This is a genomic window from Paenibacillus sp. SJS-P3, assembly GCF_056711585.1.
The window spans coordinates 952,842-975,807 of the sequence record NZ_CM160043.1; the positions used below are offsets into that span (position 1 = coordinate 952,842).

Sequence of the window (22,966 nt, forward strand, 5' to 3'; positions counted from 1 at the left end):
ATGAGTCAAGCCGGCAACCATTCCGTCACCGATTCGGTCATCCGCCGGACGGAAGCATACGGGGCACGCAACTACCATCCTCTGCCCATCGTCATCAGCCGGGCGGAAGGCGTCTGGGTCGAGGATCCGGAGGGCGGCAGATATATGGATATGCTGAGCGCCTATTCGGCTCTCAACCAGGGGCATCGGCATCCGGCCATCGTCCAGGCGCTCAAGGATCAGGCCGACCGCGTGACGCTGACGTCGAGGGCATTCCATCACGACAAGCTCGGAGAGTTCTACGAGAAGCTGGCCGCTTATACCGGCAAGAGCATGATTCTGCCTATGAATACAGGAGCAGAGGCAGTGGAAACCGCCGTCAAGGCAGCGAGACGCTGGGCCTGCGACGTCAAGGGCGTGCCTGACGGGCTTGCCGAAATCATCGTCTGCGAGGGCAATTTCCACGGGCGCACGGTCACGGTCACCTCTTTCTCCTCCAGCGAGGAATACAGGCGCGGCTTCGGACCGTTCACGCCGGGCTTCCGGATCATCCCTTACGGCGACCTTCCTGCTCTCGAAGCCGCTATGACGGACCATACAGCCGCATTCCTCGTGGAGCCGATCCAGGGCGAAGCCGGAATCGTCATCCCGCCGGACGGCTATCTCCGGGAGGCCGCCAAGGTCTGCCGCGCCAGCAGCGTTCTCTTCGTCGCCGATGAGATCCAGACCGGCTTCGGGCGCACGGGCCGGCGCTTCGCCTGCGACTGGGAAGGCGTGGAGCCGGATGCCTATCTGCTCGGCAAAGCGCTCGGAGGCGGCGTCTTCCCCGTCTCGGCTGTCGCGGCGGATGCCGCCCTGCTCGGCGTGTTCGAGCCTGGCTCGCACGGCTCGACCTTCGGCGGCAACCCGCTGGCGGCCGCGGTCGGAATCGCCGCGCTCGAGGTGACTCAAGGGGAGCGGCTGGCGGAGCGCTCCGACGAGCTGGGAGCTTACGCTGCCGGCCGGCTGCGCGGAATGGGCAGTCCGCTGGTGCGGGAAGTGAGGGGCAGGGGCCTATTTATCGGCATCGAGCTGGTCACGGAAGCCAGGCCGTATTGCGAGCGGCTGATGGAGATGGGATTGCTGTGCAAGGAAACGCATGCGAACACGATCCGGCTGGCACCGCCGCTGACGATAACCCGGGAAGAGCTGGATTGGGCGCTGGAGCGGCTGGAGCTGGCATTGACCCCTTGACCTCAGGTCCGGATTGGGACGCATGCAACGACGCACGCATATAACGAAGCAGCAGCCGTCCCTCGGCCCGCATCTTGCGCGGGAGAGGGCGGCTGCTGTCTTTTCCGGACTTAGATATAGCTCAAGCCTGCCGTGTACGGAAACGGTATCGGGAAATAAGGCTTCAGCATCTGAGCCTGCTCTTGGGTGAAAGGGAGCCTCGGACCGCTCGACGGCTCCGCCGGGGTCTGGACGGCGACCGCTGTCTCAGCGGCGGCATCCGCCCCGGAGCGGCCAGCGGACCGGGCTGGCCCGGCATCCGCCCCGGAGCGGCTTGCGGACCGCGTTGACCCGGCATCCGCTTCCGGAGCGGCACATTGCCGGACGAACGCGTCGGGTCCGTCGTCCAGCTCGGCCTCGGGACCGTCGAACAGCAGCGCCGTCCACTCCCGCATGGAGAGCAGTATCTCGTCGTCTCCAAGCCGGAGCGCGAATTCGCCGCTGGGGCTGTGGACAGGCTCCATCACGGCAGGGGCAGCTTGCCCGTTCCTCCGCCTGCTGTCGAGATAGGGGCGCAGCTGCCGCCACAGCAGCGGCAGGTCGATGATTTTCACCGTCCCTTGGTTATGGCTCGTGGAATACAGGCTGCCTTGCAGCAGCTGCCGCATCGAAGTTTCATGGGAGCCGACGAACAGCAGCAGGGAGGAAAGCCCCATCTCATGCATGGCGGCCCTCATCGCGGCCAGAGCCTTGGACTCGTCTCCGCCCCATTCCACGACGAACGGCTCCATGTCCGAGCCGGCGGGGATAGGACCGGAAGCGATGACGGCGTATGCGGTCAGCTCTCCGTCCTCCTCCAGGACATAGGAACTGTGCGCGAAATCGTACATGCTCGCCACTGCCGCGCTCTGGAGCTGGCCGGCCAGCTCTGCGATGCTGCGCCGGTAGGCGGCTGGCTTGGCGTTCGACAGCGAGTGAAGACGGAACCAGTCGGAAGGCCGCAGAGGTCTCGCCCTCGCATCAGCTTGCGGCTGGATACCGGCTTCGAGCCGGTAGCGGCGCATCGAGCCGAAGGCGTGGCAGCCGTTGCGGCGGTATAGGGAGCGGGTGCCGGAGATCAGCATGAGCGAGGCTCCTATGGCTTGTGCTTGATGGAACGCTTCGCCGAGCAGCACGCTGGCATGGCCCTGCCCGCGATAATCGGGGTGGGTGCATACCGATCCGAGCGCGCAGGCGTCGAGCATGGCGCCGCCGACGGCGATCTGCTGCGGCACGAAGCCGAGGAAGGAAACGACGTTCCCTTCCTCGATGACGCCGAGAGACAAGCCCAGAGCCGAGTCGAAAATAGCGGGGAACGATTGTCCCATCGAACGCTGGCCGGGATCCCGGAAGACGAGATCGGCGAGCTTCACTGCCTCGGCGAGCTCCAGCTTGTCCAGATGCTTCAGTTGCTTCATATGGAGCACTTCCTTCCGCAGGTGGATTTCCAGGCTGTGCCGGACAATCGGCTCCCTTCCTGTCCCGTCGGGGCCTGATCGCCCAGGGGCAGGAAGGTGCGGATTCGAGCCCTTCAACACCCTTTTAAACGCATCCGGCGCACTCTAAAGCCGAACGGTCCATGCTGTCTTTTTATACCACGCCTTTCGCCCGGGCGGCAAATGCGCTGCGCCGATGAGAAGAACGGCAGGCCTGGCAGGCCTGCCGTTCAAAACCGGTCAAGATGGCTGCTGAGCGCGCTGCTGCTTGCGCCGCTCGGCTCTTGATGTGAAGCGGAAGATCGGATCCAGCACCGCATACACGCGCTTGCTTTCCTTGGTGAACAGCGGTCCCAGGATAGCCAGGATCAGGACGTAAAGCGCGGCGAACGGCTGGATGATGCCCGACAGGCCGCCGGCTATGGCCAGGTTGGCCATGATGATCGAGAATTCTCCGCGAGCCACGATCGTCAGTCCGATCTTGGCCGACGCGTACGGCGGCATCCCGGCGCTGCGGCCGGCCAGCATGCCGGCGGCGAAGTTGCCCGCGAGCGTCAGGGCGACGGCGATCAGAGCCATCCAGACGGCTCCGCCAAGGGCGGTCGGGTCGATGGTGAGGCCGAAGCCGAAGAAGAACAAGGCGCCGAAGAAATCGCGGAACGGCAGGATCAGCTTCTCGATCCGGTGCGCATGCTTCGTTTCCGCAAGCACGAGCCCTACGAGCAGGGCGCCGATCGCTTCCGCGACATGGATCGTTTCGGCGAAGCCGGCAATGATGAACAGCGCCGCGAAGACGACGAGCAGGAACAGCTCGCTCGAGCGGATGTCCAGCCATTTGTTCAGCAGCGGCACGATCTTGCGGCCGATGAACAGCACGCCGAGCATGAAGAACAGGGCGATGAGCGCCGACAGGATCACGCCTCCCACCGAAGAAGAGGAGCTGAGAACGAGGCCGGAGACGATGGAGATATAGACGGCGAGGAAAACGTCCTCGAACATGATGATGCCGAGAATCATTTCCGTCTCCGGGTTGGCCGTCCGCTTGAGATCGACCAGAACCTTGGCGACGATGGCGCTCGAGGATATGGTCGTGATTCCGGCAATGATCAGCACCTCGGCAAGCGGAAGGCCGGTGAGGAAGCCGAACAGCAGGCCGACGGTGAAGTTGATGCCGATGTAGATGCTGCCGCCTACGGCGATCGACTTGCCGGATTTCAGCAGCCTTCCGACCGAGAATTCGAGTCCCAGGTACAGCAGCAGGAACAGGACGCCGATGCGGCCGAAGAAATCGATCAGCTCTCCGCTGTGGATGAAGCGGAGATCGAAATGTCCCCAGTGGAAGGCATGCGGCCCGACGGCCATGCCGATCAGGATATAAAAAGGAATGACCGAAAATTTAAGCCAGGCGGACAGGATGCCCGCCATGGCGACAAGAGCGATCGCCAAGCCGATTTCCAGTACGATATGCTCCATGCTCACTCACATCCGTTCTTCAGGATGTCCCGGAACGCCTTCTGCTGTCCGCGTTCGCCTGCGACGATGAGCAGCGCCTCCTCGGTCAGGACCAGGTCGGGTCCCGGATTGATATGCTTGCCGCCCGACCGGTCGACCACGGCCAGAATGCTCGCGCCGGACCGCTGCCTCACCTGGAGGCTGCCGATGGACTTGTTGCGGCACTGATACCCCGGCTCGACCCGGTACCACTCGATGATGAGGTCGTCCAGCGCCATCTCGATGCTTTCCACCGCGCGCGGCTTGTACTGCATGCCTCCCAGAATGGAAGCGATCATGCGGGCTTCGTCGTCTTCGAGCGTGAAGACGGGGAGGCTGTCATCGTAATCGTCCGTGTAGCGGAAGCATTCCCGCCTGCCGTCGTCATGCACGACGATGACAAGCTTGTCGCCGCCGATTGTAGTCAGTACGAATTTTTGCCCGATTCCGGGCAGATAGGTTTCACGGATATCCATATGGAAATCCCTCCTGTTCATGAAATGTCTCATGGTCCGCTGGTTATAGAATGCCTAAATAACCTCTTTCCAATCAAAGGCTGCTCAAGAAAAGATAGGCACGGTTAAAAGCGCAAGGGAGCGCCGAACAAGCCCTTGAAATAGCAAGGGAGCGGCAAACAGGCCCCTGAAAACCGTGGAGCAGGACGAAGTTTCGGGAAGCGGTCATGCGTCTTCTACAAGCAGCTTGGCGCCATGGATCCTTTCAGGACGGGAAGAAGCTTCTGGGACAGGAGTCTGCGCTCGATGCGCGGGGAAATGCTTGCCTTGCGCGGGAGGAAGAAAGACAGCAGGAACAGGAGCATGAAGGCTCCCGGTACTTTGGCGGTCTTCGGCATCGGCTTGGTCTTGAGGATGGCTGCGGCGTCATTGCTCGCGCTGGCGCTGGATCTTACGGTGGTGTGGATGCCGGTCTCCAGGCTGCGGACAACGGTCGCGGCGGAAGAGCTTTCGGCTGCTTCATGGATGCCAAGCGGGGGAGTGGGAGTGAACAAAGTCATGATGAGCACGATGAAAACTGATGAAAACAATCGGTAGAACGAGCGTGAGTGCATCATCATGATCTTTCCCCCCTTTTTCAGTCCATTACCCTGATTATAAGCCGAAAAAGCGCCAAAATGCAAAAAAGGCCGGTTCCCGCCGGACATTCCGGGGGAGCGGCCATTGCTTCAGAGGCTTCATCATTGAAGCCGGAAGGCTAGAATTTGCTGTCGTCGATGCTGTCCAGCCAGCCGTTGATCTGGCCGATGACGCTGGTGACGGCGCCGTCCTGGAACGGCGAGATCAGTCCCGCGCTGGCCACGAGGCCGGTAAAGGATTTGCTTCCGCCGAGGCGGCAGAGCGCGAGATAATCCTGCCATGCGGTCTGGAAGTCGTCGCCTGAGCGCTTCCAGAACTGGAACGCGCACAGCTGGGCGAGCGTGTAGTCGATGTAGTAGAACGGCGTTTGGAATATATGGCTCTGCTTCTGCCAGAACCCGCCGCGCTCCAGGTAGTCGTTGCCGTCGAAGCTTCGTCCCGGACGGTAGGTTTCTTCGATTTCCAGCCATTTGGCTTTGCGCTCGGCAGGCGTCGCCTCCGGATGCTCATAGACGAAATGCTGGAATTCATCCACGGAAACGCCGTACGGAATGAACGACAGCGCCGAATCGAGATGGTTGAAGCGGTACTTGTCCGTATCTTCCTTGAAGAACAGCTCCATCCAAGGCCAAGCGAGGAATTCCATGCTCATGGAGTGGATCTCGGCCGCTTCCATCGTCGGCCAGAGGTATTCGGGAATGTCGAAGCCGCGGCTCATGTAGACCTGGAACGCATGGCCTGCTTCATGGGTCAGCACGTCGATGTCATGCGAAGTGCCGTTGAAGTTGGCAAAGATGAATGGAGATTCGTAGGCGCTGATATACGTGCAGTAGCCTCCGCCTTCCTTGCCTTTTTTGCTCAAGAGATCCAGCAGCTCGCGTTCCGACATGAACTGGAAGAACTCGTCGAGCTCTGGAGCCATCTCCTTGTACATGCGGCGGCCGTTGTCGAGGATCCAGTCCGGATCGCCCTTGGGCGTGGCGTTGCCGCTGGAGTACTTGAAGTCCTCGTCGTAGTAATGCAGCGTATCCACGCCGATCCGCTTGGCTTGGCGCTCGCGCAGCTTGATGACGGCCGGGACGATATGCTCGCGGACCTGGCTGCGGTAGCCGGCGACCATCGCCGCGTCGTAGTCGGTCCGTCCGAGGCGGTCGTAGCCGAGCTGGACGAAGTTCTCGTAGCCGAGCTTGCGGGCGATGGATGTGCGGACTTTGACCAGATCGTCATAGATGCGGTCGATGACGGGCTCTTTTTCCGCAAAAAATCCGTACCGGGCTTCGCTGGCGCTGCGGCGCACCTCGCGGTCGGTGGACTGGGTGTACGGAATGAGCTGGGAAAGCGTCAGCTCCTTGCCGTCGAACGGGATTTTGGCGGATGCGATCAGCTGGCCGTATTCGGTCTTCAGCTTGTTCTCCAGCTGCAGATCCTCGATGATCTCAGGCTTGAAGGTTTTAAGCGACAGCTCGGCGATATCAAGCAGCTGCTTGCCGTATTTGGCTTCCAGCTCCGAGCGGAACGGAGATTCCGTCAGCGCCCGGTAGAAATCCGTCATGTATTCCTGGAGGACAGGACTAAGCTCGTCCGCGTACTCTTGTTCGGATTTGTAGAATTCATCGTTCGTATCCACGGAATGGCGGATGTAGACCAGCTGGAACATCGACTCGACATCGTTGCGGCTTTTGTTGAAGGCGGCGATGGCTTCATCCTGGGCTTCGAAGCTTGCTGCCTCGCGGATCGAGGCGTTCAGTTCCTTCAGAAGGCTGGTGACGGCCTCGCGCTCAGGGCGCTCATAACGGTATTCGCTGAATTTGACTGCCAATGAAATCCACCTCTTTGGATAAAAGGATATGTACTTCATTTAATTATAGCGGAACGAGATGACGGAGATCAGGTTTTTTTTGGAATTAAAGGAAAGGCCGGGAGGGGAGCGATCAGCAGAGAATGCGGCTTGCTGCGCTGTAACCGTCGATGAAAATATGGTATGGTTGGTCAAGCGAAAACGTTGGTGGAGGTTGCGGAAAATGAGCATGCGCGCAAATGGGACAGAGCCGCGGATTACAGTCGTGGGCAGCCTGAATATGGATTTGGTCATCAGCATGGACCGGATGCCGGTCGAAGGGGAAACGCTTGCAGGACGGGAGCTGCACACGCTGCCCGGCGGCAAGGGAGCCAACCAGGCAGCGGGAGCGGCGAGGCTTGGGGTCCGGACCGTCATGATCGGACAGGTCGGAGACGATGCTTTCGGACGTCAAATGCTGGACCAGATGAAGAAGATGGGCATACAATCGGAAGCGATCGGAGTCCATGAATCGGCGCCGACCGGAATCGCATCCATTTACCATACCAAGGAAGACAACTGCATCGTCATCGTGGCCGGAGCCAATGGGGAGTGCACCGGCGAGTGGGTGGAGCGGCACCGGGAGCAGATCGAGCAGTCCCATGTGCTGCTCGTGCAGCTGGAGGTTCCGCTGGATGCGGTACGCCGATCGCTGGAGATTGCCCGTGCGGCAGGTGTCGCGACGGTGCTCAATCCGGCGCCCGCACAGGAGCTGCCGGCGGACCTGCTTGCCCTGGCGGACTATGTCACGCCGAACGAGACGGAATTCGCGGCTCTCTCCGGCAAAGATCCGGCTGGCGATGCGGACATCGCGGAAGCGCTCGGGGAATGGCAGCGCGAGGTCGGCAGCCGCGTCATCCTCACGCGCGGCGGCGCAGGCTGCTCCTTCCTCGGCGAGGGCGGCATGCTTGAGACCGTGGCCGCTCCGAAGGTCGAGGTTGTGGACACGACCGGTGCCGGCGATACGCTGAACGCGGCCTTGTGCGTGAAGCTGGCGGAGCTTGCGGCTGGCGGCGGAAGCGCGCCGGGTGACGGCGAGCTGCGCGAAGCTCTGGCGTTCGCCGTGCAGGCGGCCTCGCTGTCTGTCACCCGCTTCGGCGCGCAGGACGGGCTTCCTTCGCGCGCGGAAGTGGACGCGGCGCTTGCTTCCGCCCGTTAGGCAGGGGCAAGCGCGGAGCGCGAGCGCGAGCAGCGTCGCTGCTGGGCGACTGGGATGGCGTAGCCCAGGCAAGCGTGAGGAGCTTCGCTGCTTGGCTGTAGGGGCCGAGGCAAGCGCGAGGAGCGTCGCTGCTGGGCTGGAGCGTCCCAGGCAAGCGTGAGGAGCGTCGCTGCTGGGCTGTAGCGTCCCAGGCAAGCGCGAGGAGCGTCGCTGCTGGGCTGTAGCGGCCGAGGCAAGCGCGAGGAGCGTTGCTGCTGGGCTGTAGCGGCCCAGGTAAGCGCGAGGAGCGTCGCTGTTGGGCGACTGGGATGGCGTAGCCCAGGCCAGCGTGAGGAGCGTTGCTGCTGGGCGACTGGGATGGCGTAGCCCAGGCAAGCGTGAGGAGCGTTTGCTGCTGGGCTGTAGCGGCCCAGGTAAGCGCGGGGAGCGTTGCTGCTGGGCTGTAGCGGCCGAGGCAAGCGCGGGGAGCGTTTCTGCTGGGCTGTAGCGGCCCAGGCAGAAGCAGCTGTAGGCGTCGTCGTCAACTGCTGCCTGCAGGCAGACTATAGTTGGAGTCTGGGGACGTGTCCGCGATGCGGGAACAGCTGCCGGACTTTTATCGGACATACGATCCGTTATTTTCGAAAAAACCCATTAATTTTCAACTTATCGGACATAGGATCCGCTATTTGGCCCGAAATGAGCTGAAAACAGCCTTTCTACTCTAAATAACGGATCTGATGTCCGTTAAATTTTTTATAACGGTGGAAATGGCCTAAATAACGGATCGTATGTCCGATAGAACGGCGCAACATCTTATTGGCCTCTTAAACTAGCCTTGCTTCAAATTCGGAACAGCCGACCTAAAGAGCACGAGTGCAAGGCAGGCAGTTAACTAGTAAGATAACTTCCGCGAGTAAGCAAGAGAATAGTTAGGTTGGCCAACAATATAGTTCACTCCATGAACCATCGACACGAAATGTACGCGCATAAGGTGGTTAACCAGCCAAACAAACCCCGCCACAAACAGACGACCTTGAAGCGAAAAGCATGAGTTAGTTGGCCAAAAAGATAATTCCCGCCATGAACCATCGACACGAAATACGCGCATAAGGTAGTTAACCAGCAAAAACAAACCCCGCCACAAACAGACGACCTTGAAGCGAAAAGCATGAGTTGGTTGGCCATAAGATAATTCCCGCCATGAACCATCGACATGAAACGTACGCGTATAAGGTAGTTATCCAGCAAAAACAACCCCCGCCCCAAACCGACGACCTTGAAGCGAAAAGCATGAGTTAGTTGGCCAACAAGATAATTCCCGCCATGAACCATCGACACAAAACGTACGCGCATAAGGTAGTTAACCAGCAAAAACAAACCCCGCCACAAACCGACGACCTTGAAGCGCAAAAGCATGAGTTAGTTGGCCAAAAAGATAATTCCCGCCATGAACCATCGACATGAAACGTACGCGCATAAGGTAGTTAACCAGCAAAACAACCCCGCCACCAACCAGCGACCTTGAAGCAAAAAGCATGAGTTAGTAACCAGCAATATAATTCCCGCCATAAACCATATAACATTATTCTTGCGCTTCATGAATTCAGATGGTTGGCTGGTCCTGACATCTCTCACCTTAAAGCCAAATTTGATAGGAACGTATACGCTTTGTGCCGCTTGCCGCTCTCAGCAGCTGAAGGGAGGCCAGCTTTCCGAGAATCCGCCTGGCGTGCCTGTCGCTGACCTTGATATGGGCTGCAAACTCAAGCGGACTGAATGGGCGCAGAATCCGCCTTGCATAGCGGAGAGCTTCAGCCTCGGCCGCCGTAAGGGAAGCCGACAGATCGGTGCTTACGAATTTGCCGATAAAGGCAAGGACCAGCTGCTGGCATTGCTTGGGCTCGTCCACAATGGACGGGTAGGCGATGGGCAGGAAGATCCACCCGTCCAATGCCAGCAGGCAGTGGCGTCGGCAGAGATCCTTGAAGCGTCTAACGTCCAAGTCCCTTGCATGGGGTCCGTAACCTTGGATTTCTATGCCGCCTTTGGCGTTTCCGGGTCTATAGGCCAGATCCAGATAGCGATAGCCGTTGGCAAAATCCCTGACCTCCCACTCGGGATACAGATGCTCAAAATGGCCGACGGAAGGAAACCAGATCGTCCGCAGAAATTCAACGGTGCCATGACCGAGCCCGCTTCCAAGACGTTCCCTCCTGCGCGGGTTTTCTTCTTCCTGGATGTTCTTGCTGAGCCAAGCCTCGTATTCCGTCTCGAATAAAGATTGCATAGCTATCACTCCCTTTAGATTGGTTTGCCAGGTATGATGCAACACGTCCAACAGGCAGAAAAAAAGCCGCCCTGGCCGCAGTAAAGCTGCGGACCAATGGCGGCATGTTCTTCATGACCGGCTGGCAATATGAGGATGGAAATGAAGTGCGAAAGAGGTAAAAGCCCTTGCATGCTGCCGAATCATCCTTGCTGCCGAATCATCCTTGCAGACGAATCATCCTTGCTGCTGAATCATCCTTGCAGGCGAATAACCGGCTCATCCACATTAGACGAACAATGGAAGGACGATCGTCCGGTTGATGACCTCCGCCAGCTCCTCCGGTGAAAAGCCGGTCTGGTCCCGGAGATGGTTCAGCGACTGGGGAGCGAGCGTCGAGATGAGCAGATGGGTGTTGATGGGCGGGCAGACTCCCGGTGCTGCAGCGCCGGCATCTACGGCCTCCTGGAGCAGTCCCTGCAGCGTCCCGAACAGGAATTGGTAGGGAGGAGACTCGAAAAAGGTCGAGATCTCCTTCTCGCATCTGCGTCCGGCGAAAATGGCGGCATAGATCGTCTCCATCAATTGGATATTGTTCATCAAATAGAGCACAAGCTCGCGGATGACGAGCGTCGCTCTCTCCTTCACCGCCAAGGAAGCGTTTTCGGTCAGAGAGTTGCGGACGTCCTTCTGAAGGCGGTCGAAATAGCCTTCCATCAGCTCCATGCAAAGCTCGCCCTTCTGCGAATAGCGGCGGTAAAGCGTGCCTTGGCCGACGCCGGCCGTCTTGGCGATCTGATGCATGCTCACGGCGTCGACGCCGTGCTCGGCGAACAAGGCGCGGGCCGTTTCAAGAATCGACTCGCTAAGTTCCTGGGACTCCTTGCGCTTATAAATCGAAGACATGAACGTCACATCTTTCTATAGCAAAATAGCCGTATTGACACCCGGACAATTGTCCGCTATAGTCAATACGTTCATTAGCGGACAATTGTCCGCTGTCAGTCGGGGCATCGTTGCTCAGTGTCCATATTGTATCTTTTTGCTGGCAGACGGTCAATGAACGCGACAAAGAGAAACCACGGAAACCGTGGAAACAAGGAGTGGGAAACCGGTGTCGAGCCAACATCAAGCCTCGCCTTCCGCAGCGGCGGAAGTATCCATGCGCGCCATCATGGTGCCGCTGGTAGCCATCATCATCGGCATGTTCATGGTCATTTTGGACGGGACGGCGATGAACGTGGCGCTGCCCCAGCTGCAGCAAGATTTCGGCGTCACCTCGCTGACTCTGGTCCAGTGGACGGTAACCGGCTACGCGCTTGCCCAGGCAGCCGTCATTCCGCTCGCCGGCTGGCTGTCCGACCGTTTCGGAGCCAAAACGATCTTTCTCGTCTCCGTCATTCTGTTCACAGTCGGCTCGGGCCTCTGCGCTTTGGCGACGACCGTGGATCAGCTGATCATCTACCGCGTGCTGCAAGGGCTCGGCGGCGGCATGGTCGCGCCGATCGCCATGGCTTTCACTTACCGCATCGCTCCTCCGGGCAAGGTCGGAGCCGTAATGGGCATGATCGGCATTCCGATGCTGCTCGCTCCGGCGCTCGGTCCGGTCGTTGCCGGCTGGCTCGTTCAGGACGTATCCTGGCACTGGATCTTCCTCATCAACCTGCCGATCGGCATCATAGCCGTCCTGCTCGGCCTGCGCACGCTGCCTGCCATCGATCGGCAGAGCGTTCCGGAGCTTGATATCAAAGGCATGATTTTCGGGCCTCTTGCCTTCGCCGGTCTCGCCTATGGAGTATCCGAAGGCGGCACCGACTGGGGCTCCGCGCGAACGATTACCGGCCTTGTTGTCGGCGGCGTATCGCTTCTTATTTTCATCATCGTCGAGCTTAGCCGCCGCAATCCGCTGCTTGAGCTGCGGGTGTTCAAATCCGCCAACTTCTCTCGGGGCGTCATCGTCCAGTGGATTTCCCAGATCGCGCTCTTCGGCACGATCTTCATGATTCCGCTGTTCCTCCAAACCGGGAAAAACTATACGCCTCTGGAAACCGGCCTCGTCTTGCTGCCGCAAGCGCTGGCGGCGGGCATCTTCATGCCGATCGGAGGCAGGCTGTACGACCGCATCGGCGCTCGTCCGCTCGTCATCAGCGGGCTGACCCTGATTACGGGCGCTGCCTTCCTGTTCTCCCGCATCACCGTCGACACCGGCGTATCGGGCATGATCCTGCCGCTGGTCCTTCTTGGCGCCGGCATGGGCATCTCCATGATGCCGCTCAACACGCATATCATCCAATCGGCTCCGGCTCATCTGGTCGGACGCGTCACCTCGCTGACGGCCGCGCTGCAGCAGGTCATCTCGTCGCTGGCCATCGCGGGGCTGTCTACCTATGTGACCAGCCGCATCAAGCATTATGCACCGGAGCTCGGCCAGGATCCGCATAAGCTCCTTACGGCTTCTTACGGGGACACCTTCGCGATTCTGATCTGGGTCGCCGTGCTCGGCGTCCTGGTCGGATTCCTGCTCAATAAGCCGAAGCCGCAAAAAGGCGCGGACGGAAGCGATCTGAATCCGGAACCGCAAATGATGATGGGCGGCCATTGAGCAGACGAGGGCTGACGGTCATCAACGGCTGATCGCCCTTTGATCGTCATCGCAATCTTCTTTTGCTCGATCCTTCATACAAAAAGCAGAACGCCTTCCGGCATGGCCGGGGGGCGTTCTGCTTTTTCAAAACCGGCTCCCCCGGCCGCAAAAGCGCCACGGCCGCGAGGCTGCGCATGCCAGGCCTGTTTCCGCAAGCGCACTTCCGAACTGCCCTTGGCTCCGTCGTATTATTGACCTTATTCTCCCCCATGCCCCATGATGTCGTGATCAAGAGGGGGGCATGAGGCCTGCCTGCCGGCAGCGTGCCGCTCTAAAGCCGGTAGCTCGCAAATGGCTCGCCGTAGCGGAACGGGCGGCTGATCCGCTCAAGCTCGTCCTTGATGGACGGCTCCAGAGCAAGCTCGAGGCTGCGCAGATTGGCCTCCAGCTGCCTGGCGCTCGTGGCGCCTGCGATGACGCTCGCAACGGCAGGCTTGTCCAGCAGCCAGCGCATCGACAAGGCCGCCGGCTCGCATCCGGCTTCCTCGGCCAGCTCGGATACGTCTTGGCCGAGGCCGATATAATCGCCCTTCATGAAGCGGCCGAACGCCGGGTCTCTCTCCAGCCGGGAGCCTGCAGGGGCTTCGCCTCCAGCAGTGTATTTGCCGGTGAGAATTCCGCCTGCGAGCGGGAAGTAGGGAATCAGGCCGAGACCTTGATCCAGACATAAGGGCACCAGCTCGATCTCGGGCGTGCGGTCGGCGAGCGAGTAGCTTGTCTGAATCGAGGCGTAGCGGCTGAGGCCTAGACGATCGCTTATGCCGATTGCTTTCATGAGCTCCCAAGCCTGATAGTTGGAAGCCCCGATATAACGGACTTTGCCGGAGCGGACCATGTCGTCGAGCGCGCGGAGCGTTTCCTCCAGAGGTGTTTCGGGATCGAACGTGTGGATCTGATACAGATCGACATAGTCCGTTCCGAGCCTGCGCAGGCTTCCTTCGAGCTCCGTCATGAGATGGCTGCGGGACGCTCCGCGGCTGTTCGGTCCTTCGCCTCTCGGAAGCCCGGCTTTCGTCGTCAGAACGATGTCGGCTCTCCGGCCCTGAATGGCTCTGCCGATGATCCGCTCGCTTTCGGTGCCGGCGTAGATGTTGGCGGTGTCGATGAAATTGATGCCGTGGCTGAAGGCGCTGTGCAGGATCGAGATGCTTGTCTCTTCATCGGCTCTTTTGCCGAAGGCGTTCGTGCCGAGACCGATGGCCGACACGCGCAGCCCGCTTGCGCCTAGCTTCCGGTATTCCATGGTTATGTTCCTCCTTGACGGGTGTTGGTCGGCCCGGATCGGGCCGATGCCGCGAATATTCCAGCGCTTCCAATCCATACTAGCGCTAGGCCGGCAATATTGGCAATCCGAGTGAATCGAGGTGCAGCATAAGATGAAAGCCTGGAAGAGAAAATCAACCGCCGGCAAAAGGCGGATATCGCCGGCAACGGCGTTCCTGCTGCTGGCTGCTTTTGTCATCGCCGGGGCCACAGCCGCTCCGTTCCGTCTGGACAAGGATATCGTGGACGATACGACGGTCGTCAGCGCTTCCCAGCTTGCCAAGCAAGCCGACAGCATCGCCGTCGGCCGTTTCTCGGACAGCGCTCAGATGATTCTGACCGACCGCACGGCTCCTCAGGGGAGGCTTGTTAATTTTGTACAGCCGTTCACCGTGGAGCGGATGCTCAAAGGCCCGTCCAGCAGCTCGGTCCGAATCATTACGACCGGCATCGAGCCTTTGCCGCCGCCTTCTCAGACGGAGGCCAATGAGAGGTTTCCCGGAGCCTGGGCATCCGGGCCGGATTACCTGATTTTCCTCAAGAAGCTGGAAGGACAGGACGGCTATCAGGTGCTCGGCTTGCTGAAGGGCGTATATCCGATTCAGGCTGGAAAGACGGTGAGCCTGAAGCGTCAAGGCTTCCCGGAGCTGAACGGGGTGTCCAAGGAGAATCTGGATTTCGTCGTGCGGGGACTGGAAAGCCGCTGAGCTTGCGGCTGAATTATATCACAGATGGGCCGGAAGCTGCAGGCTTCCGAAGCGGGAGCAGGAGGATGCGGCTGCCTGGCAATGGATTCGGCAGCGGCTCCGAACCGGCGGAAGCCAGCCGCTTCAGCAGCTCGGAAGGAATGGCGGACAGGCTGCGGCTGTCCGCCATGAGCGCTGCCGTCCGATCGGGCCGGGCGATCATCGCGCCGAGCGCGGCTGCAGCCGCCCTTTCCGGTCCTCCGGCAATGGGGATGAGCCGCTGTCCGGAGCGAAGAGGCGACGGGCTCAGCAGCTTCCCCAGACCAGGCTGATCGTACCGGACAAAGAGCAGGTCAGCCTGCTGCAGGGCTTCCTGAACAGAAGGCGGAGAACTCCGAAGCTTGGAGCGAGGGATCGCTTTTTTCGAGCGGGAATAGCCGGTCGCTTGGAGCCGGGAGCAGAGCGCGTTCAGGAACAGCCGGGGATCGCTGTTGAAGTCGGGGGAAGCTCCCGGGTTCCCATGGCGACAGCTTTCATAATTCACGCGGATAAGCCGGCCTCCTTCATCGCGGAGAAGGCCGGAAAAGGCGGGGGAGCATCCGAGTGCCAGCACCAGATCCGGCTTGGCATGACGGGAGCCGTCCGCAAGGCCGAGGTTGAGCGGCGATCCCGAGGGCAGCGAGTCCAGCCCGTCCAAGCTGGCTGCGGCAGCAATGCCCGTCAGATCAAGCAATTGCCGGAGCTCGGCAACGGCGCCCGAGTGGCGGACTCCCGCTCCGATTGCCAGGAGCGGACGCCGGGACGAGCGCAGGCTATCGATCAAGTCATCGAGATCGGCATCGCGAATCGGGGGCTCCGAGGCGAGCAGCTCCCAGTATTGGTCCGATTCCTTGAAAGGCCGCAGCCGCAGGGAATCGGCGTCCCGCTCCAGGCGGATTCCGTCCAAGCGGAAGCATGCCTGGAGAGAATGGGCGCGGGCGGCCAGGCAGAGAGCCTTGCCGATCTTGTCGTACAGGTCGGAAGCAAGCGCAGCGTCGTCGAATGCGGCTCCGTCGTCAGGCTGGAATGGAGACTGCGGGAGATCGGATGCAGCCCTGTGCGACGGCACGGCAGGAGAACGTTCATGCTCGATATTCAAGAGCAATTGCAGCGTAATGGAGCCGCCTTGCGATGCGAATGTCCCGATGACGGCCGCGGTCAGGCCGCTTGCGGCGGAACAGCCTTCGGCCGCAGCCTCGGCCGTGGCGAGATCCGGCAAGCCTTCAGCGGCGATGCCGGAGCGGGCCGCTGCCGCGAGCAGGGATGCCTTCTCCGGCGAAACGGCGGAACAGTCATGGAACAGATGGCGGATTCCGTGGCGGGCGAGCAAGTTCATGATGGCGTCCGACAGTTTCATACCCGTTTGATGTCACTCCTTTGGATGGGTTCCTGGCGGTCATTTCAAGGGGCGGCTGCCTCGCAGCCGCTTCTTCTCTATTTACATATGTTTTCAAGCCAGTCATGGAATGGGACATTCGGTGACTTCATCGGATCGGACGTGAAATCAGGCGGATACGCAACAAGAAAAGGCAGCCCGGATATTCCGGACTGCCCTCGGTTCTACCAGGTCCGCGGACCGATGAGGTCCGCGAAGGTGGCTCGTAACAAAGGCCATACGGCTCAGCAATCGGGATATGATGGCATTTTCCGGGCCTTTCGTACCGGAATATTTTGCCTTTCGATGCAGGGAGAGAGGATTCCAAGAGAGGCGTAATCAGGTATAATGAGGCATAAAGATCGCCGGCGGACCGGATATTCGCCGGGGGCGCGGCTCAGGCCGCAGGAGAGGAGGAGCGTCGATGGACGATTCGAAGGTCATTTCGTTCCGCGGAGTGACCAAGCAGTATGACGACGACGTCCCTGTGCTGAAGGATGTCAGCTTCGACATCGAGCGGGGCAAGTTCTACACGCTGCTGGGGCCTTCGGGCTGCGGCAAAACGACGATTCTCCGGCTGATCGCCGGATTCATGGAGCCGACGGCCGGGGAGATTGTCATGGACGGCAAGAGCATCAACTCGGTTCCGGCCAACAAGCGGCAGGTCAATACGGTCTTTCAGGACTATGCGCTGTTCCCCCATCTCAACGTCTACGACAACGTCGCCTTCGGGCTGCGCATCCGCAAGCTCAAGGGAGCGGAGATCGAGCGCAAGGTGAAGGAAGCTCTCCGCTTCGTCAACCTGGAAGGGTACGACAAGCGCGAGATCCGGGAGATGTCCGGCGGCCAGCGGCAGCGCGTGGCGATCGCCCGCGCCATCGTCAACGAGCCGCAGGTGCTGCTGCTCGACGAGCCGCTCTCCGCGCTCGACCTCAAGCTGCGCTACGAGATGCAGTACGAGCTGCGGGAGCTGCAGCGGCGGCTCGGCATCACGTTCATCTTCGTCACGCATGACCAGGAGGAAGCGCTGGCGATGTCCGACGAGATATTTGTCCTGAACAAGGGGATCATCGAGCAGAGCGGCACGCCGACGGATATCTACGACGAGCCGATCAACCGGTTCGTCGCCGACTTCATCGGGGAATCCAACATCGTGCCGGGGCGCATGCTGGAGGATTACAAGGTGGAGTTCGCGGGACAGGCCTTTACATGCGTCGACCGCGGCCTGCGCCGGGGAGAGCCGGTGGAGGTCGTACTGCGTCCGGAGGATTTGGAGATGAAGCCGGCGGACGAGGGCCAGCTGCGGGCCGTCGTCGAGACCCAGCTGTTCCGCGGGGTGCATTACGAGATCATCTGCCGCGACGACATCGGCAACGAGTGGATGGTCCATTCGACCCGCAAGGCGATCGTCGGAGAGATCATCGGGCTTGATTTCGAGCCGGAGGCGATCCACGTCATGAGGTTCGGGGAGTCGGAGGCTGACTTCGACAGGCGTCTGGAGGGCTACGAGGACGCGGACGGCACGCGCGAGGCGGCCGAAGCAGGCGGAGCTGCCGGCGGCACGGATGCCGCCGGCGCGGCCGGAGGAGGAGCCGAGCCGGGTTCGGGAGCGCCTGAGCCGGCGTCCATCGAGACGGGCAGGCCCGGAGGGAACAGCTAGTGGCCGTCCGCAACCGCAACTTCTTCCTCGTTCCCTATGTCCTGTGGATTCTGCTGTTCGTGGCGGCGCCGATCGCGCTGACGCTGTACAAGTCCTTCTTCGACGTCGACGGCGCGTTCACGCTGGACAACTACATCCGCTTCTTCACGCCGGTCTACCTCAAGATGACGCTGAACTCGTTCTGGTACGCGTTCCTCATCACGCTGTTCTCGCTGCTGATCGCCTACCCAGCCGCCTGGCTGCTGACGCGGACGAAGCACAAGCAGCTGTGGCTGCTGCTCATCATTTTGCCGACCTGGATCAATCTGCTGCTCAAGGTGTACGCCTTCCTGGGCATCTTCGGGACGTACGGCGCCGTCAACCGGTCGCTGGAGTGGCTCGGCATCGGGGCGCAGCAAATTCTGTTCACCGACTTCAGCTTCGTGTTCGTCTCGGTCTACATCTTCATTCCGTTCATGATCCTGCCGATCTTCAATTCGCTTGAAGAGCTGAATCCTTCTCTCGTGTTCGCGGCGAGAGATCTCGGCGCATCGCCGTGGACGACGTTCCGCCGGGTCGTGTTCCCTCTGACGCTGGACGGCGTCAAGGCCGGCTGCCAGGCCGTATTCATCCCGGCGCTGTCGCTGTTCATGATCACGCGGCTTGTCGCCGGCAACCGCGTCATTACGCTCGGCACGGCCATCGAGCAGCATTTTCTCGTCACGCAGGACTGGGGCATGGGCTCCACGATCGCAGTGTTTTTGATTATCGTCATGGTGCTGATCATGTTCGCAGCCGGTAAACGGGAGGTGAGAAGGTAGAAGTGAATGCCACCAGAAAATGGCCATGGTCCAATCTGTATCTGATCGCGGTCTTCGCGGTCATGTACGCGCCGATCTTCTATCTGACGTTCTACTCCTTCAACAGCGGCGGCACGATGCACGGCTACGAAGGGTTCACGCTGGATTGGTACAAGGAAGTGTTCGCCGATACCCGGCTGCTGATCATCGTGCTGAACACGCTCGTCATCGCCCTGCTGTCCGGCCTTCTGTCGACGGTGCTCGGCATCGTCGGCGCGCTCGCCATCTATGAGGTGCGCGGGCGGCGGAACAAGAACACGCTGCTCAGCTTCAACAATGTGCTGATCGTAAGTCCCGACGTCATCATCGGCGCCTCGTTCCTCATCCTGTTCACGATGATCGGCATCCGGCTCGGCTTCTTCAGCGTCCTGCTGTCGCATATCGCCTTCAGCGTCCCGATCGTCGTGCTCATGGTGCTGCCCAAGCTGCAGGAAATGAGCCCGACGCTCATCGATGCCGCCCGCGATCTCGGCGCGAGCCGCTGGCAGGTGCTTACGGGCGTCGTGCTGCCGTTCATCCGTCCAGGCATCTTCGCCGGCTTCTTCATGGCGCTGACCTACTCGCTGGACGACTTCGCGGTGACGTTCTTCGTCACCGGCAACGGCTTCTCCACGCTCTCGGTCGAGATCTACTCGAGGGCGCGCCAAGGCATCTCGCTGTCGATCAACGCCTTGTCGACGCTCATCTTCCTGTTCACGATCCTGCTCGTCACGGGATATTACTTCATCACCCGGCGGAGCGGGGCGAGAGCTGTCGCGGCGTCGCGCAGCGGCGTCATGACCGGAGCCGGAGAGGGGGGATCGCGATGAAGGGCTTGATCCAGGCTTTCGCCGCCATTCTTGTCGCCTCCCTCGGGTGCATGTACCTGGCTTCCTACCTCAATTCCAGCCAGGGATATTCCGGGTCCAATACGCTGACCATCTACAACTGGGGCGATTATATCGATCCCGACCTGCTGACGAAATTCCAAAAGGAAACGGGCATCACCGTCATCTACCAGACATTCGACTCCAACGAGGCGATGATGACGAAGGTGCAGCAGGGAGGGACGACGTTCGACGTCGCGGTCCCGTCCGAGTACGCCATCGACAAGATGACGCAGGAGGACCTGCTGCTGCCGATCGACCATGACCGCCTGCCTAATCTCAAGCATATCGATTCGCGGTTCCTGAATCTAAGCTTCGACAAGGACAACCGGTATTCCATTCCTTATTTCTGGGGAACGGTAGGCATCGTCTACAATCCGGAGCTGACGCCGAAGGATCTCGTGTTCGACAGCTGGGACGACCTGTGGGACCCGCGCCTCAAGAACAACCTGCTGCTCGTCGACGGCGCGCGCGAGGTGATGGGCTTCGGCCTCAACAGCCTCGGCTATTCGCTCAACGACCGCAAGGAGGAGCATCTGCAGGAAGCGCTGCGCAAGCTGCAGAAGCTGACGCCGAACGTGAAGGCGATCGTCGGCGACGAGATCAAGATGCTGCTCGCGAACGAGGAAGCGGCCGCCGGCGTCGTCTGGTCGGGCGATGCGTCGGAAATCATGGACGAGAACGACAAGCTCGACTACGTCATTCCGAAGGAAGGCTCCAACGTCTGGTTCGACAACATGGTCATTCCAAGGACGGCCCGCAATCTGGACGGAGCCTACAAGTTCATGAACTTCATGCTCGATCCGGCCAATGCCGCCCAGAACGCCGAATACGTCGGCTACTCCACGCCGAATAAGGACGCGATACCGCTGCTGCCCGAGGAAATCTCCTCGGATGAGCGCTTTTATCCGCCGGAGGAGCTGACGGACCGGCTCGAGGTGTATGATAACCTCGGCAAGCGCATGCTCTCGCATTATAACGAGCTGTTCCTGGAATTCAAGATGCATCGGAAGTAAGTGCTCCGGCCATCCTCCAACATAAAACCTGTTCCCGCACGTGCCTCCAGGCATTTCGGGACAGGTTTTTTTGCTTCTTCCGCTTCTCCGTGACGGGGCTTGCCGCGCAGAAGAGAGGGAAGGACGGGCGGTGTGTGGAAGGAAAGGGAGCAAGGGAAGGAATTTGGGATAGAAGCGCGTTTTGGTGAGAATACGGGCGCGCCCGAGGCAACTTTTATCCGCTAGCTCCGTCTAGAGAAAGGAGACTGGGAGTAAACCCCAGACGGGGAGGAACCGCTGCCGGTTGTTCCGGCGGGATTCCTGCTCCACTACCTTCAACGATGGAAAGGATGCATGCCCATATGTTGACTTCTACCCGAAAAAACTCCGCTCTGCGGCTGTCTTCCGCGCTGCTTGGCGTATCCCTGCTGCTCGGAGCGGCGATTCCCTCCGCTCCTGCAAGCGCCGAGGCGCCGGTACTGTCCGCGCCGGGCTACGCGCCGGCAGCGCTGAACGCGCCGCTGGCCAAGCCTCTTTGGACCGCCCCGATCGACAAGCCGGGGCCGCAAGGCTTCCTGTACGCGACCAATGCGGTCGCGGAGAAAGGAAACGTCTATTCCGTCATGGGCGGAAAGCTCCTTGCCCGCAGCGCCGAGAGCGGCAAAGAGAAGTTCCATTACGGAACGGGACTTCGACCCTTTGTCGTGTATGAAGGCAGTTCCGTCTATGTCGTGCAGCGGGACGGCAAGATCGCCGCTCTGAATGCCGCAACCGGCAAGCTCAAATGGACATCGTCCGCAGGCGCGCAAGAGGAAGGACGCACCCCTATCGTGCGCGGCGATACGGTGTACGCGACGACTGGGAATGTCGTCACGGCGTTCCGGGCTTCCGACGGCAAAAAGCTGTGGAAGCAGACGGAGAAGTCGGCAAGCTACGCGCCTTATGAAATCCAGGAGCATGACGGGGTCGTGCTGATGTCCTATGTCGTATCCGGGGCCATTACATCGATCCAGCTGGACGCCGTGGACAAGGGAACGGGCAAGCTGCTGTGGAAGGCGGACTCTACGAGCAGCCTGCTCGACGTGAAGGACGGGAAGGTCTATGCGGTCAAGGACGGCTTGCCCAATGCCGATCTGGACGCGACACCGAACCGCGTCTTCAAGGTCTCGGTGCTCGACCTGCGGACGGGCAAGTCGCAGGGAACCCGGGAATACGGCTACAAGCTGCCGGGCCAGCCTCCCTATCCGTACGGAGGGGAGAGGGCGTTTCTGGACGGAAACGATCTCTATCTGGATACGGGTGCCAATGTGCTGAAGTTCGACTTCAGCCGGTACGCCTCGGGCCAGAAGCCTTCGAAGACATACGCCAAGCGCAGCGAGCGGACGGAGCTGGCGGGCAAGCCGGCCTCCGGCAGGCTGTTCCTGGTGGACCGGGACAACGGAGCGCTGCGCGGGCTCAAGACTGCCAACGGAAATCCCGTGTCCTGGGCCGGAGATAATCCTGCGGTCCGCACGGAGGTGTTCGGCAACGGCGTCTACTCCGCCCAGTCTGACGGCTTCCTGTATGCGTTCAATCTCCAAACGACGGATTCCGTCCTGAAGGTGAACGCGGGATCCCGCCTGTTCGGACCTACTCTCCGGACCGGCTCGGTCCTGATCGTGCAGACGGACAGCAAGCTCATTGCCGTCCGCATCCCTGGCGCGCTCAACTAGCAAGTCCCGCCCTTTCAGGCTGAAGCAATGAGCTTCGAGCCTGCCGATAGGCTGAAATCCCCGAGGAAGATCACACTGCCGCCTTCAGAAGGCGGCGGAATTGTGGCCGGCCGAGGGGATTTTTTTCTAAATCCCGGAAGCAGGTCGAGGAGCTGGCGGAAGCTGTTTCGTTCGGGCGTATGGACAAGCCGTTGATGGATGAACGGGATGGAATCTTGTCCGGGATGGCGAAGGCGCCTTGAGAATATAGGCATAGCCGAGCCTTGCGGTAGAAGGGAGAGATATCTTCCTTCAACGAAAAGAGAGATTGGCGGGAGGCGGGATTTGCGGTACGATAGGTGAATTCGATGTATTTCGGCCGGGCGGGATTGGGCGGATCGCTCCCTTCCCGC

General features: G+C 60.3%; 18 protein-coding genes. 9 read left to right on the forward strand and 9 right to left on the reverse strand.

The genetic code is table 11. The features are described 5' to 3' along the window. Entirely contained in the window at nucleotides 1-1,212 is a 1,212-nt protein-coding gene (locus AC06G8_RS04320; protein ID WP_480284495.1) for an ornithine--oxo-acid transaminase, read from the forward strand. A gap of 110 nt (nucleotides 1,213-1,322) precedes the next feature. On the opposite strand, the gene AC06G8_RS04325 is transcribed toward AC06G8_RS04320, so the two are convergent. The 5 genes from AC06G8_RS04325 to AC06G8_RS04345 form a co-directional block, all read right to left on the reverse strand. Then, the gene (locus AC06G8_RS04325; protein WP_480284496.1) at nucleotides 1,323-2,648 is read right to left on the reverse strand and encodes a GNAT family N-acetyltransferase; all 1,326 of its coding nucleotides are present in this window, start codon (nucleotides 2,646-2,648) and stop codon (nucleotides 1,323-1,325) included. Nucleotides 2,649-2,906: 258 nt separating this feature from the next. Further along, nucleotides 2,907-4,139 (reverse strand): cation:proton antiporter, encoded by a 1,233-nt coding sequence (locus AC06G8_RS04330; RefSeq protein WP_447662489.1) that lies wholly within the window; start codon nucleotides 4,137-4,139, stop codon nucleotides 2,907-2,909. Nucleotides 4,140-4,141: 2 nt separating this feature from the next. Further along, nucleotides 4,142-4,633: a cation:proton antiporter regulatory subunit gene (locus AC06G8_RS04335; RefSeq protein WP_480284497.1), complete on the reverse strand. Its 492-nt coding sequence runs from the start codon at nucleotides 4,631-4,633 to the stop codon at nucleotides 4,142-4,144. A gap of 215 nt (nucleotides 4,634-4,848) precedes the next feature. Then, the gene (locus AC06G8_RS04340; protein ID WP_447662490.1) at nucleotides 4,849-5,232 is read right to left on the reverse strand and encodes a hypothetical protein; all 384 of its coding nucleotides are present in this window, start codon (nucleotides 5,230-5,232) and stop codon (nucleotides 4,849-4,851) included. A gap of 137 nt (nucleotides 5,233-5,369) precedes the next feature. Further along, nucleotides 5,370-7,070, reverse strand: a complete 1,701-nt coding sequence (locus tag AC06G8_RS04345; RefSeq protein WP_480284498.1) for a M3 family oligoendopeptidase — start codon at nucleotides 7,068-7,070, stop codon at nucleotides 5,370-5,372. A 202-nt stretch (nucleotides 7,071-7,272) separates the two neighbouring features. On the opposite strand from AC06G8_RS04345, the gene rbsK reads away from it, so the two are divergent. Next, complete coding sequence (gene rbsK / locus AC06G8_RS04350) at nucleotides 7,273-8,247, forward strand: ribokinase (RefSeq protein ID WP_480284499.1); 975 nt, start codon at nucleotides 7,273-7,275, stop codon at nucleotides 8,245-8,247. Nucleotides 8,248-9,865: 1,618 nt separating this feature from the next. Here rbsK and AC06G8_RS04355 read toward each other — a convergent pair. Both AC06G8_RS04355 and AC06G8_RS04360 read right to left on the reverse strand, forming a co-directional pair. Then, nucleotides 9,866-10,516, reverse strand: coding sequence for a transcriptional regulator (locus tag AC06G8_RS04355; protein ID WP_447662493.1), 651 nt, complete (start codon nucleotides 10,514-10,516; stop codon nucleotides 9,866-9,868). Between the two features lie 267 nt (nucleotides 10,517-10,783). Further along, the gene (locus tag AC06G8_RS04360) at nucleotides 10,784-11,401 is read right to left on the reverse strand and encodes a TetR/AcrR family transcriptional regulator (protein ID WP_447662494.1); all 618 of its coding nucleotides are present in this window, start codon (nucleotides 11,399-11,401) and stop codon (nucleotides 10,784-10,786) included. 256 nt (nucleotides 11,402-11,657) lie between these two features. Here AC06G8_RS04360 and AC06G8_RS04365 point away from each other — a divergent pair, with 256 nt between their 5' ends. Further along, nucleotides 11,658-13,097, forward strand: coding sequence for an MDR family MFS transporter (locus AC06G8_RS04365; protein WP_447662740.1), 1,440 nt, complete (start codon nucleotides 11,658-11,660; stop codon nucleotides 13,095-13,097). 313 nt (nucleotides 13,098-13,410) lie between these two features. Here the strand turns inward: AC06G8_RS04365 and AC06G8_RS04370 are convergent, their stop codons facing one another. Next, nucleotides 13,411-14,382: an aldo/keto reductase gene (locus AC06G8_RS04370; RefSeq protein ID WP_447662495.1), complete on the reverse strand. Its 972-nt coding sequence runs from the start codon at nucleotides 14,380-14,382 to the stop codon at nucleotides 13,411-13,413. A 133-nt stretch (nucleotides 14,383-14,515) separates the two neighbouring features. On the opposite strand from AC06G8_RS04370, the gene AC06G8_RS04375 reads away from it, so the two are divergent. Next, nucleotides 14,516-15,109 (forward strand): hypothetical protein, encoded by a 594-nt coding sequence (locus AC06G8_RS04375; protein WP_480284500.1) that lies wholly within the window; start codon nucleotides 14,516-14,518, stop codon nucleotides 15,107-15,109. 13 nt (nucleotides 15,110-15,122) lie between these two features. Here AC06G8_RS04375 and AC06G8_RS04380 read toward each other — a convergent pair whose 3' ends face one another. Then, a complete protein-coding gene (locus AC06G8_RS04380) occupies nucleotides 15,123-16,484 on the reverse strand; it encodes a hypothetical protein (RefSeq protein ID WP_480284501.1) in 1,362 nt (453 codons plus the stop codon). 442 nt (nucleotides 16,485-16,926) lie between these two features. Here AC06G8_RS04380 and AC06G8_RS04385 point away from each other — a divergent pair, with 442 nt between their 5' ends. The 5 genes from AC06G8_RS04385 to AC06G8_RS04405 all read left to right on the forward strand — a co-directional run bounded on the left by AC06G8_RS04385 (nucleotide 16,927) and on the right by AC06G8_RS04405 (nucleotide 22,574). After that, a complete protein-coding gene (locus AC06G8_RS04385) occupies nucleotides 16,927-18,162 on the forward strand; it encodes an ABC transporter ATP-binding protein (RefSeq protein ID WP_447662498.1) in 1,236 nt (411 codons plus the stop codon). After that, nucleotides 18,162-18,962, forward strand: coding sequence for an ABC transporter permease (locus AC06G8_RS04390; protein ID WP_480284502.1), 801 nt, complete (start codon nucleotides 18,162-18,164; stop codon nucleotides 18,960-18,962). The genes AC06G8_RS04385 and AC06G8_RS04390 overlap by 1 nt, the downstream gene beginning before the upstream one ends. A 62-nt stretch (nucleotides 18,963-19,024) precedes the next feature. Then, complete coding sequence (locus tag AC06G8_RS04395; RefSeq protein WP_480285383.1) at nucleotides 19,025-19,810, forward strand: ABC transporter permease; 786 nt, start codon at nucleotides 19,025-19,027, stop codon at nucleotides 19,808-19,810. Continuing rightward, the gene (locus tag AC06G8_RS04400) at nucleotides 19,807-20,883 is read left to right on the forward strand and encodes an ABC transporter substrate-binding protein (protein WP_447662500.1); all 1,077 of its coding nucleotides are present in this window, start codon (nucleotides 19,807-19,809) and stop codon (nucleotides 20,881-20,883) included. Before AC06G8_RS04395 ends, AC06G8_RS04400 begins: the two co-directional genes overlap by 4 nt. Before the next feature lie 341 nt (nucleotides 20,884-21,224). Then, nucleotides 21,225-22,574, forward strand: coding sequence for an outer membrane protein assembly factor BamB family protein (locus AC06G8_RS04405; RefSeq protein WP_480284503.1), 1,350 nt, complete (start codon nucleotides 21,225-21,227; stop codon nucleotides 22,572-22,574). Nucleotides 22,575-22,966 lie beyond the last annotated feature (392 nt).